The organism is Terriglobia bacterium, assembly GCA_036496425.1.
Lineage (GTDB): Bacteria > Acidobacteriota > Terriglobia > 20CM-2-55-15 > 20CM-2-55-15 > 20CM-2-55-15.
Map to the genome: position 1 here is coordinate 1 of DASXLG010000181.1, position 11219 is coordinate 11219.

Annotated in this window: 13 protein-coding genes; 5 read left to right on the forward strand and 8 right to left on the reverse strand. The window is 58.1% G+C overall.

The features are described 5' to 3' along the window. Window positions 1-248 precede the first annotated feature (248 nt). The 4 genes from VGK48_12805 to VGK48_12820 all read left to right on the forward strand — a co-directional run bounded on the left by VGK48_12805 (window position 249) and on the right by VGK48_12820 (window position 4575). On the forward strand, window positions 249-608 hold the full coding sequence (locus tag VGK48_12805) for a DUF6152 family protein (GenBank protein HEY2382051.1): 360 nt from the start codon (window positions 249-251) through the stop codon (window positions 606-608). A gap of 18 nt (window positions 609-626) precedes the next feature. Beyond that, window positions 627-2450 carry a hypothetical protein gene (locus VGK48_12810; GenBank protein ID HEY2382052.1) on the forward strand — a complete coding sequence of 608 codons (1824 nt, stop codon included), beginning with the start codon at window positions 627-629 and terminating at the stop codon, window positions 2448-2450. Window positions 2451-2639: 189 nt separating this feature from the next. Then, window positions 2640-4202, forward strand: coding sequence for a VWA domain-containing protein (locus tag VGK48_12815; GenBank protein HEY2382053.1), 1563 nt, complete (start codon window positions 2640-2642; stop codon window positions 4200-4202). A gap of 121 nt (window positions 4203-4323) precedes the next feature. Further along, complete coding sequence (locus VGK48_12820) at window positions 4324-4575, forward strand: hypothetical protein (GenBank protein ID HEY2382054.1); 252 nt, start codon at window positions 4324-4326, stop codon at window positions 4573-4575. A gap of 96 nt (window positions 4576-4671) precedes the next feature. On the opposite strand, the gene VGK48_12825 is transcribed toward VGK48_12820, so the two are convergent. The 4 genes from VGK48_12825 to VGK48_12840 form a co-directional block, all read right to left on the reverse strand. Then, window positions 4672-5214 (reverse strand): hypothetical protein, encoded by a 543-nt coding sequence (locus VGK48_12825; GenBank protein HEY2382055.1) that lies wholly within the window; start codon window positions 5212-5214, stop codon window positions 4672-4674. Further along, window positions 5208-5747 (reverse strand): cob(I)yrinic acid a,c-diamide adenosyltransferase, encoded by a 540-nt coding sequence (locus tag VGK48_12830; protein ID HEY2382056.1) that lies wholly within the window; start codon window positions 5745-5747, stop codon window positions 5208-5210. Before VGK48_12830 ends, VGK48_12825 begins: the two co-directional genes overlap by 7 nt. Continuing rightward, window positions 5744-6271, reverse strand: coding sequence for a peptide deformylase (def, locus tag VGK48_12835; protein HEY2382057.1), 528 nt, complete (start codon window positions 6269-6271; stop codon window positions 5744-5746). Before def ends, VGK48_12830 begins: the two co-directional genes overlap by 4 nt. A gap of 76 nt (window positions 6272-6347) precedes the next feature. Then, a complete protein-coding gene (locus VGK48_12840; protein ID HEY2382058.1) occupies window positions 6348-7175 on the reverse strand; it encodes an XdhC/CoxI family protein in 828 nt (275 codons plus the stop codon). 68 nt (window positions 7176-7243) lie between these two features. On the opposite strand from VGK48_12840, the gene VGK48_12845 reads away from it, so the two are divergent. Then, entirely contained in the window at window positions 7244-8071 is an 828-nt protein-coding gene (locus VGK48_12845; GenBank protein HEY2382059.1) for an FAD binding domain-containing protein, read from the forward strand. 87 nt (window positions 8072-8158) lie between these two features. Here VGK48_12845 and VGK48_12850 read toward each other — a convergent pair whose 3' ends face one another. From VGK48_12850 to VGK48_12865, 4 genes are all read right to left on the reverse strand, one after another. Beyond that, the gene (locus tag VGK48_12850; GenBank protein HEY2382060.1) at window positions 8159-9382 is read right to left on the reverse strand and encodes a LeuA family protein; all 1224 of its coding nucleotides are present in this window, start codon (window positions 9380-9382) and stop codon (window positions 8159-8161) included. A gap of 37 nt (window positions 9383-9419) precedes the next feature. Further along, the gene (locus VGK48_12855; protein ID HEY2382061.1) at window positions 9420-9632 is read right to left on the reverse strand and encodes a hypothetical protein; all 213 of its coding nucleotides are present in this window, start codon (window positions 9630-9632) and stop codon (window positions 9420-9422) included. Between the two features lie 60 nt (window positions 9633-9692). Beyond that, complete coding sequence (locus tag VGK48_12860) at window positions 9693-10508, reverse strand: NAD(+)/NADH kinase (protein HEY2382062.1); 816 nt, start codon at window positions 10506-10508, stop codon at window positions 9693-9695. Then, window positions 10505-11219 (reverse strand): TlyA family RNA methyltransferase (locus tag VGK48_12865; GenBank protein HEY2382063.1); only part of this gene is annotated, 715 nt, incomplete at its 5' end. The genes VGK48_12865 and VGK48_12860, both read right to left, overlap by 4 nt.

Genomic DNA, 11219 nt, shown 5'->3' on the forward strand with positions numbered 1-11219 from the left:
CGCATCATAGGCTTTTTTTGCGCCCATCTGCGTAATCCGCGTCATCTGCGGCTGAAACCTGATTCGCAGAATCAGAAACTTATGGGACTTGGACGTTGCCCTGGTAGTAAACGGTAGTGAACGGCCCCGCATTCCATTTTGACGCGCCTGGTGTTATAGTGCGTCGCCAGCCTTTCAAATTCTGAAGTGCTTTCGGAGGCGCACAAATGATTAAGCGAACTCTAGTTTGCGTTGTGTTATGTGGGTTTATGACGGCCGGCTCCTTACTGGCTCACCATTCGCTCGCGGGCGTGTACGACATGAAGAAGGATGTGGAGCTTTCGGGGGCGGTCGAAAGCGTGAAATTCGTCAATCCCCATGGTTCTTTGACTGTTGCAGTCAAGAACCCGGATGGCTCCTCGACCGCCTGGGTGCTGACACTTGGCTCGGCCACGGCTCTGGCGCAGCGCGGGATCGGCAAGACCGGACCGAATGCCCTGCACGCCGGCGACAACATCAAGGTGAAGTTCCTTCCCGCAAAAGACGGCAGCCCCCTGGGATTTCTCAAGTCGGTCACGATGCCGGATGGACGCGTGATCATGATTTCCGCCGGTAACCCGAACGACTAAACGAGAAGGAGAATCATCATGGCTGTTTTAACAAAGATTTTTGGCACAGGCGTGGCAATAGCAGTCGCTCTGGCGCTTGGCGCGCCATCCCCGGCCAGCGCACAACAAGCCGGTGCTGCGCCTGCGGGAGCGCAGGGCCGGGGTGGCCGTGGAGCCGGTGCGGGCGGCGGAAGCGCGCAAGGCCGCGGGGGCCGAGGTCGAGGCGCGCAGTACTTCAGCCCTGCAAAGGATGCGAAGGACCTGAAAGCCGTCCTGTTCAACTGGGCCTGGTACATGGGCATTCTCCGCAGCGACCAGGAACAGGATTTGATCGAAACGCTCGACTATCAGGGCAAGGGCACGATGCAAGTGGACGGGCAGCCCTGCAATGTCACGAAGTATCACACCAGCATCACCTACCAGTGGTCGGGTGAGCGGACCCAGATCACGGGAACCCGGCCCAATGGCCAGAGTTGCTCCAATGTCGAAGTCCTCAGTGGAGCGTATGCCTGGAACGAAGATATTCCCGGCGCTGAACTCGTGGCCGGTAAAGGCAAGGCGACGCCGATGCCCGCAACGGTTGAAGAGCGGATGATTCGCCTGTGGGCAGGCCCGCAGGGTGCGTGGAAGGCCGCAATGGCGGGGACTGAGGAGACCCAGACACCTAAAATGGTGCCCGTACCCGGCAGAGACGTACCAGCCGATGTCATGAAGGCCGGGAAAACGTCCGTCGCATGGCAAGGCAACACGCCGGTGGTAACGTTCCCGATCCCGGGCGTCCCCAATGCAGTCGCGACCGCCACACTCGACGCAAAATGGATGGCCCAGCACGTCGTGGTGAAAAATGGCGCGAACACTTACGATTTCACCTACAGCGATTACAAAGATTGGAACAATCCGCTCAACCCGGCTGAGGCGTTTTACGCCGGCAAGATGACGGAGAAAAAGAACGGCACCGTCGTCCGCGACATTACGACGACGGTCACGGAAACCGGACAGATCTATGTCGTGGTGCCGGTTCCGGCAAGCGTCAAGGCCGCGATCAAGCCAACGAATCAGCCTCCCAACTGGACTCTGGCCGCCGCCGCCGCGCCGGCGCAGACGGCATCCGTCGACACGCCGCGGCTGGCCAATGGGAAGCCGGACCTGACAGGAGTCTGGGGTACCGCCCCTCTTCCAGTCAATGGTGGTGGAAGCCGCCGATGTACTCCAATCCAGACACGCTGCGATGTTCCGATGGACAACTTCTGGATCGATTATGAGTACATCTCGCCCTCGCGGTTCGGGCCGAGCCATCCCATTTACAAACCCGAGTATTGGGACAAGGTTGTGGAAAACGATCAGTGGACGAACAAGAAAGATCCGATCATGACGTGCCAGCCGATGGGGATTCCGCGGGAGGGCACGCCTCGCCGCATCTTCCAGACACCGAACGACATTACCATGCTGTATACGACGAGCGATTACGGCGGAGGAAACCGGGAATTTCGCGTGATTCCGACCGACAATCGCAAGCGCACCGCAGAGAAGTCGCTCGAGGCCACCTATATGGGATATACCATCGGGCACTGGGAGGGCGACACGCTGGTGCTCGACTCCACCTCGTTTACAGATGATACGTGGTTGGGACGAGGAGGCCTCTTCCATTCCGCCGACATGCACATCGTGGAGAAATTCACCCGCAAGGGCAATGAAATCCTTTATGAAATCACCATCGACGACCCCGATGTGTTCGTGGAACCGTGGGTGATGCCGGCGCGAACGCTTCGCCTCAGCACAGCTCCCGACCAGGGACTTGTGGCGGAGCGTGCGTATTGCGAAGTCTACGAAACCGGTGACATCTCGACGCAGATGAGACACTAACCGTTCTTCAGGAAGGAAAATTTCAGCCCGTTTCGGAGTCACTCCGGAACGGGCAGTTTTTTTTCCGCTTCCCATCAGTTGTTTTAGCCGCAGTGCATCTGCGTCATCCGCGTCATCTGCGGCCAAAACCTGTTTTGCAGTGCGAAGAATTCTGTAGCCGAGGCATACGAAATTCATTAAATTCTCGCCGTGCAGCTGAAATCCAAAGTGCTTACGGTCTTGCTGGGTCTGGCGGTCTTAGCGGGCGGGGTGTCGGCTCAAAACGACACAATCCGCGTGAGTACCCGGCTGGTGCAGATCAATGTGGTCGTGCGGGACAAGAAGGGGCCGGTTGCCGGGTTGAAGGCATCCGACTTCACGGTGCTCGATAATAAGAAACCGCAGAAGATCGAAGTATTCTCCGAGCTGGACACGCGGGGTGAGGTGAAATCCGTGACCCTGCCGGGAGTGCGGGGCGTTTCCAACTACCTCGATTTTTCCGGTGCGGCGCCGAGCGGAGCGACGGTCATCCTGTTCGACATGCTGAACACGATGGAGGAAGACCAGAACAATGCCACGAAGCAACTCGTGGCGTATCTGAAAACGATCCGGAAGGAAGACCGGATCGCCCTCTATATCCTGGCACAGCAGCTGTATATCGTGCAGGACTTCACCGGCAATCCGGACCGCCTGGTCCAGATCGCCGAGCAGATCCGCGCCAGCGAGCAGGCCGGAACCGAGTTGCGGAGTCCGTCGCAGCTCGTGAATATGCTGCGTCCTCCGAATTTCACGATCGGCAGCAGTTCTTCGATCTGGGTGGTGGTGCCGATGGTGTACGGCATGGTCGACAATTCCTCGATCAACCAGGCCGATGCGACCACGCAGGCGCTGGTAACAATCGCGCGGCACCTGAAGGGGCTGCCGGGACGCAAGAATCTGGTCTGGCTTTCCGCCGGCTTTCCGTTCTCGCCACCGACGCGGGCCCGCCGGGCCGGCGATGCCAAGGGGGCAGCTGCGCCGGAAACTCCGGACAATTTTTCGGCCCAATTGCAGAATGCCTCGCGCGCCTTGAATGACGCCAATGTCGCGCTATATCCCGTCGATGTGCGGGGGCTGTCCGCCGGTTATCCGGATGTTATGCTGCGGCTCGCCGATGCGACCGGAGGCGAGGTCGCGTACCACACCAACGATCTTGCCGGCGCGGTTCGCAACGCCGTGAGCGAGGGCGAGATCAGTTACATGCTGGGTTTCTATTCCATCGCGGACCCTGCGGATCAGACGTTTCATGATCTGACGGTGAAGGTCAACCGGAAGGACGCCGAGGTGCGGCATCGCAGCGGCTACTATCCCGGCGACACCCGCATTCTTACCGATCGCGAACGCCAGGCGTTGATCGGCGAACTGCTTTCCAGCCCGCTCAATGCATCCCAGATCGGTTTGAGCGCCGTCGCGGAGCCGGATCCGTCAATTTCGGGAAATTACCGTGTGACGGTCACCGTCAACACGCGTAATCTTCAATTCGACCTGCAGAACAATCGGCGAACGACGAAACTGGTGCTCGCGACGCGCCTGGAATCCTCGAAAGACAAGACGGTGAAGACGGTCACCATTCCGATCAGCATACCCGACGCTCAGTTTCAGACGGCGCTGACCCAAGGAATTCCGCTGCGCTCGACGATCGCGGGCAAAGCCGGCGACCGGCTCCGCATCGTGATTCAGGATCAGTCCACCGGATTCGGCGGAGCCCTCTGGCTGCCTTTGAACGAACAGTAACAAAATCGTAAATAAACGCAAACAGAGGGAACCATTTCCGGCAAACCTGCGTCTGTTAGTTTGATTCGCCGAAACTTTTTACCGGGCGAATCCGTAAGAACATTTGAGAGGAAATAAAACAATGACGGCTGCAGCCTTACAGTCCGATGCCACCTGGCTCCGCATGAGCGGTTACGATGTCGCGGCGCTGAATCCGAAATTGACGGACCGCGTGGCCGAACTGCAACGCGGGCTGCGGATGGGATTGCCGGCATGCGCGGATATGAGCCGGAGAAATTTTTACGATGTAGAGTTGCCGGGCGGCTGGGCGTATATCCACGTGCGGGACGACAAGCAGACGGTATATCTCATCGCTTACCAGAGCGCGAGCTGAAGTTTACTTCTATTGGAAATTCGAGATTGGAGATTGGAAATCCGATCTCCAATCTCGAACCTCCAATCTCGAATCTCCAATAGAGGCGTCTAGAAATCAGTTCACCAGTGTAAAAACGATTCCACCCTGAATGTTCGTGCCGCTGGTCCAGCCTGAATTCGTCAGCGGATTGATGTGGAAACTCATCCGGCTAACCTCGACTTTCCAGGACAGCACCTCGTTAATCGGAACGTCGACTCCGCCGCCATACCGTGTGCCGAAGGAACTGCTGTAGTACCCAATCGACGCCGCCGAGAAATATCCGAACCCGATGCCGCCAATGGCATATGGAGTGATCTTCGCAGCGCGTAATGTGGCTTTGCCGCCGAGAAAATCAGCGATCAGAGTCGAATCGGTTCCCAGGCTGTAAAGACCCATGTAATTGTCCACGCCGAACGTTTTCGAAAGATTCAATCCGGTTTCGTTCGCAAATCCGGAATGGTGCGTCGTTTGAACAATGCCGTTTTGTAGCGCGCCGAAGTCGAGAAAGCTCAAATTGGCGTACCCCATCGAAGTCTGAATCTTCGGATAGTCGTCCTGCGCCAGCGCCGGAATCGCGAGCAGTAAAACGAAACACGCAACACTGATGGTCTTTACCATGGAATCTCCTCTTTGCCCTCCCGATGATTCACGACTCGTGCCATGACAAACAGAAAATCGGAGAGCCGGTTTAAATATTCGATCACGTTCGGGTTCACTTCCACCTTCTCAGAGAGGCTTACCACTCGACGTTCAGCCCGCCGGCAAACAGTCCGGGCCACGTGCAGCAACGCCCCACCATTTCCACCACCTGCCAGAATGAATTGACGCAACGGCTTCAATTCGGTTTCGAAATTATCGATGGCATTTTCCAGCGCCGTAATCCGCTCGCGCGAAAGCTGGAATTTTGCCTGTTCCTGATCCTTGAAACCGGGGTCTGCGAGCTGTGCCCCGATCGAGAACAGGTCCTTTTGAATCTCCGTGAGCATATGCACAAGCCCGGGATCTTTCAAGAATGATGCCGCAGCGCCTATGAAAGAATGGAGCTCGTCGACATCGCCGTAGGCGTCGACGCGGTCGTCGTGCTTCCGGACCTTGGTCCCGTCGAACAGGCGGGTGTCGCCCCGGTCACCGGTTTTGGTGTAGATCTTCATTCTTCCTCTTTCGGCAGCCAGTACTTCTGGAACTCCGCGAAGTGCGACAGTGTTTTAAGATCCGGCATCCGGTCGAGGTACACGCGCCCCATGAGGTGATCGAATTCGTGCTGGATCACGCGCGCGAAAAACCCTTCCGCTTTGATCTGGATCTTCTTCCCGTGGCGGTCGAGCGCGTCGACGCGAAGTTTCCGCCAGCGAGGCACGCGGCCGCGGAAATCGGGGATGCTGAGGCAGCCCTCCCAGTCGTCGATCAACTCTTCGTCGAGGACTTTCACTGCGGGATTGACCATCACCGTCATTGGAATATCGCCGCGCCCGCCATGGCTTTCGATGACGGCGAGCTGCAGGGATTCATGCACCTGGGGCGCGGCGAGGCCCACACCGCTGTACTCGACCATGGTCTCCATCATGTTGTCGATCAATGTTTGGATCGCAGGACTGGCCAGGGTTGCAGGCGAAACGTGCTTCGACTCCAAGCGCAGGACCGGATGCCCGAGACGGCAGACCTTCAAAATGGACATAATTTACGGCTGCGCGCTATCGCGCTTGCGCTCATTTAATTTACGGCTGCGCGCTGTCGCGCTTGCGCTCCGCCCTTTACGGCGATGAATGGATCGTTTGAAAGAGCTTCTTGCTGACCGGATGTTTGAAGCCGGCGCGCCGGATATGAATGACTTCGGCAACGATGGCGACGGCAATTTCTTCGGGAAGCACCGCGCCGATATCGAGGCCGATCGGCATATACACACGTTCGAGCCGCTCGCGCGAAATGCCTTCGCTCTCAAGCTGTTCGGCAATCGACCGGATCTTGCGCTTGCTGCCGATCATTCCGATATAGCGCGCGTCGGTCAGGACGGCCCAGCGCAGCACATTCTGATCTTCCTGATGGCCGCGGGTCACGATGACAACATAGGTGTTGTCGGTCGGAACGATTTGCTCGAAGGCCTGCTCGAAGCTTTCGGCATAAATGGCTTCCGCTTCAGGGAAGCGCTCGGCATTCGCGTATACCGGCCGGTTGTCGACGATGGTCGTACGGAAGCCGGCGATACTGGCGATCTTGGAAACCTGAGTCGCAATATGGCCGGCCCCGAAAATGACCATTCTGGGCACCGGCAGAATGGGTTCCACGAAGATTTCGACCTTGCCGCCGCAGATCAGGCCGCTCTCGGCCATGGATTCATCGGTCAGATCGAAGCTCATGACCTTCGACTTTTCGTCCCGCAGGACGTCTTGAGCGGCCGCCCAGACCTCTGCTTCGACACACCCGCCACCGACCGAGCCCATCGTGGAGCCGTCATCGCGAATCAACATCTTGGCCGACTGAAAGCTGGGGACCGAACCGCGAATCTGGACAATCGTGGCCAGCGCCGCCTTGCGTCCAGACTGCCTCATCCGTTGGATTTCGTCGAAGATGTCAACTTCCATAAGCCGCTCAGTCTAACATATTTATTGACTTTGCTCGTACCGGTCCCATAGACTCCCGTTTTTTTTATATGACCACTATTCAGACACCAAAGTCTGTACCCGAACTTCTTAAGCTGCTCGCAAAGCACGGTAAGCGCTCGCTACTTGTGTCCGGAGCCGAGGCCGGTGGGGATAAGTCTCCCGCCGGAAAGGTAGTCATCGACATGATCAACGTTGAACCGCTCAACGAAATCGAGATCAAAAAAGACAAAATTACGATCGGTACGGGGATGAGCCTCGGCCGTCTGACGCGTGAAGGCTCCGGAGCCAACGGATTGATACGGCAGGCCGCTTCGCTCGTCGCTAACCCGTTGGTTCGGAACAAGATCACGTTTCTGGAGGCGCTCTCTCCCGAATCTCCATATTTCGATCTCACCACGCCGCTGGTGCTTCTGGAGGCCAAGGTCCGTCTGCAAAGTCCGGCAAGTAAAAGAACTTTGTCCATCAGGGACTACCTGGATTCGATCACCAAGGGATTGAAGAAGGGCGAGATCCCGACCGCGGTGGAATTTCCGGGGTTGCCGGTCGAAGAAAAGGTGGGTTTCTTCCGTGTCGCCCGCATGGGCGGCAAAGGCACCGTTTCCGCCGCGGCCCGCATGAAGCTTGTGCGGACGATCTGCGTCGACCCGGAAATCGTCGTTTCGAGCCTCACCCTGGTCCCTCTTCGCGCCAAACTGGCCGAGAAGGAAATCGGGAATAAGCCTGCCAGTGAATCCTCCATCAAACGCGCGTCGCAAATCGCCGCCGATGAGATCCTTGCCATGGCTGAAAAGGACAATCCCTACGAGCGTACGCTGATCGAGATCACCGTCGCCCGGACGCTACGCAGCATCATGGAAGGGTCGATGCCCGTGTAAAAGGGGACGAACACAAGAAGCACAAAAGGCACAAGAAGGATCGTTCTATCTTGTGCCTTTTGTGCTTCTTGTGTTCCCTGCCTCTTTTCAGGCTATCGCGTCGAGAACTTCCTTCGCGGTGAGCAGGCGATCCGAGTGCTTCGCCTTGTCATAGACGGCGGTGACACGTTCATTCGTCGCCTGGATGCCGCGCTTTTCGAGCCAGTAGATCACGTTGGATTTACCGCTCATCGGACCGATGTCGATGATCTGCTCCAGACCGAAGAGGTGTGACGGCACACCGGAATAAACGGCATTGGCAAGCTCTGTTTCGCCTTTCTTGAACGCTTTGATAACGGCGGCGGCGTGGACTCCGGTGGCGGTGCGGAATGCATCGGAGCCGAAGACCGGATAACCCGGCGGAATGGGGACACGGCACGCCTGGGAGGCCGCCTCGCAATACTCTTTCAGTTTGAGCAGATCGTGATCGATGGCGCCCAATAGCTTGAGATTCACCAGCACTTGATCCATCGGGGTGTTTCCGACGCGTTCTCCAATGCCCAGAGCGCAGCCGTGAATGACGTCTGCGCCGGCCTGCACGGCCGCCAGCGAGTTAATGACGCTCAGACCGCGATCATTGTGTCCGTGCCAGCTGATGAGAATGTCCTCGCCGGAGGGCTTGACCACTTCGGCGATAACGAACTTCACCAGAGCGCGCGCACCGGCGGGCGTCGCATGACCAACGGTATCCGTGAGGACGATGTGCCGGGCGCCGCAGTTGATGGCCGCGGTGTACAGCCGCTTGATGGTTTCGGGGAAGGCGCGGGTCGTGTCTTCGGTAACGTACATGACGGGAACGCCATGCTGGATGCCGTAGGTCACGGCTTCTTCAGTCTTCCGAAGCAGGTCGTCCAGGGTCCAGCTCTCGACGTACTGGCGGATCATGCTGGAGCCGAGGAAGGTCGCTGCATCGATGGTCACGCCGGTCTTGCCGGCAATGTCCAGAATCGGATCGATGTCCTGGATGGTGGTACGCGCGGCGCAGTTTGGCCGGATGGTGAGGCGGCTGCGGGCAATTTCCTGCGCCAGAGCCAGCGAGTCCGCATAAGCGCGCGGGCCGGCGCCGGGCAAACCGATATCCAGCATCTGGATACCGAGGTCCTCCATTAAATGCAGGAGATGAATCTTGTCGCCGATCGGGGGGTCGGAAACGGTGGGCGACTGGAGACCGTCCCGCAGGGTCTCGTCATCGAGCAGAACCCGTTTGTTTGTAAGCGGCTCCGGCTCGCCAATCAAGTTCCAATCGTAGACCAGCTTGTGTCCGTCCGGCATGACGCACCTTCAATTGACGTTCTGTTGCGCGGAAGCCCTATTTTTTAGCTTTCGCTAAAGCATATGGACTGTCGTCAACGTAAAGCGTCTTGCACTTTTGGCACCGAAAAACATCTTTTCCGGTTCCGGCGGACTTTTTCGCGTCGATATCAAGCTCCGTGATCCGCTTGAGCTTGCCCCCGCAGTAGGGTTCCTTGGGGTTATCCGTCGGTATGTTGCACACCGTCTGGCGTGCGGCTTTGGTCTTCACTCGTAGATTCTCCTCCCGTAGGAATTATACATGGCGAAATGGTCGCCGAGCCCCCGGCGCCTAGCCCCATTTCAGCTTGCCGCGGAGCACATCGAAATAGTTCTTGTCGGCCGGCGAGACGAGCTTCACCATGACGCCGGATTTCTCGACCGTGAGATTGCCGTCCATCGGAAGCGCTCCGCCGACCTGCCCGTCGACGGTGATGTAAACATCGTCGTGTTCCGAACGCAGCGTGATTTCGATCTTCACATTTCCCGGCAGCACGATCGGCCGGTTCGTCAGCGTATGGGAGCAGATCGGAGTGACGATCATCGCACTCATGGTCGGAAAGACGATCGGACCGCCAGCCGAAAGGTTGTAGCCGGTCGAACCGGTCGGCGTGGCGACGATCAGCCCGTCCGCCCGGAAGCGCGATAAATACTGGCCGTCCACCCGCGCCTCGAGTTCAATCATGCGGGACATTGTTCCACCGGCTTTGTGAATCACGACGTCGTTCAGCGCACGAAATAAGTCGGGCGGCTGGCCATCATGAGACAGATGGATGTCCATCATCATCCGCTCTTCCGTGATGTAGCAGTCGGTACACACGCCTTCCAGAGCGGAGTACATCTCATCACGCGTCAGTTCGGTCAGGAAACCGAGCCCGCCGTAATTGATAGCGACGATTGGAACCTGGCGATCCGCCAGAAGGCGGGCTGCAGCCAGCAGCGTCCCGTCCCCTCCCACCACCACCGCCAGATCGGCGGCGGACGCGGACTCCGGCGCCTGGGTTGCGGTGATTCCCTTCTTCTTGAACCACGCTTCCAGTTCGGCTGCGACCCGCGCAACCTCCGCCTGCTTCGGCTTGGTAACGATGATGACGTTCTGAATACTCACGGTTTCCTGAATAACACGAAAAATTCCCGGTTTCCCTCGCGCCCGGTAATCGGCGACTCCTGCGCGGCGATGAATTCCAATCCGGCGGCCCGGCCCGCCTCCATTACTTTTTCGACTGCGCCTTGCTGGAGACCGGCATCCCTCACGATCCCGCCCTTTCCGACGTGCTCGCGGCCGACCTCGAATTGAGGCTTTACCAGCGCCACGCCGTACCCACCGGACTTGAGTACCGCGGGAATTCCCGGCAGAAGCATTGTAAGGGAAATAAACGAGGCGTCCATCGTGACGATGTCCACCGGCTCCCCGACATGCTTCGGCTCGAGAAATCGCGCGTTCAGCTCGATGGTGCGGACACGCGGGTCATTGCGAAGTTTCCAGTCGAGTTGCCTGGTATCGACGTCGAGGGCGTAGACGCGCGAAGCGCCGTTCAACAGCAGGAAATGGGTAAAACCTCCGGTGGAGGAGCCGACGTCGAGGCAGACTCGATCCCGCACCTCGAGGCTAAACGATCGAATCGCGCCTTCGAGCTTGATGCCGCCACGGCTGACGTACGGATGAGGGCTTTCTTTGAGCCGGACATTCGCATCTTCCGCGACGGACATTCCCGCCTTCGTCGCGGGCTGATCACCGACGAGAACGTTGCCTGCCATGATCATCGCCTGGGCTTTTTCACGGGTTGGCGCGAGGCCTTTTTCGACGAGAACTCTATCG

What these genes read in the sequence shown, in the direction of transcription:
- VGK48_12825 (HEY2382055.1), bottom strand. Translation starts at nt 5,214, where the DNA reads ATGGTAAAGACCATCAGTGTTGCGTGTTTCGTTTTACTGCTCGCGATT.
- VGK48_12805 (HEY2382051.1), top strand. Translation starts at nt 249, where the DNA reads ATGACGGCCGGCTCCTTACTGGCTCACCATTCGCTCGCGGGCGTGTAC.
- VGK48_12830 (HEY2382056.1), bottom strand. Translation starts at nt 5,747, where the DNA reads ATGAAGATCTACACCAAAACCGGTGACCGGGGCGACACCCGCCTGTTC.
- VGK48_12845 (HEY2382059.1), top strand. Translation starts at nt 7,244, where the DNA reads ATGACCACTATTCAGACACCAAAGTCTGTACCCGAACTTCTTAAGCTG.
- VGK48_12840 (HEY2382058.1), bottom strand. Translation starts at nt 7,175, where the DNA reads ATGGAAGTTGACATCTTCGACGAAATCCAACGGATGAGGCAGTCTGGA.
- VGK48_12850 (HEY2382060.1), bottom strand. Translation starts at nt 9,382, where the DNA reads ATGCCGGACGGACACAAGCTGGTCTACGATTGGAACTTGATTGGCGAG.
- def (HEY2382057.1), bottom strand. Translation starts at nt 6,271, where the DNA reads ATGTCCATTTTGAAGGTCTGCCGTCTCGGGCATCCGGTCCTGCGCTTG.
- VGK48_12810 (HEY2382052.1), top strand. Translation starts at nt 627, where the DNA reads ATGGCTGTTTTAACAAAGATTTTTGGCACAGGCGTGGCAATAGCAGTC.
- VGK48_12820 (HEY2382054.1), top strand. Translation starts at nt 4,324, where the DNA reads ATGACGGCTGCAGCCTTACAGTCCGATGCCACCTGGCTCCGCATGAGC.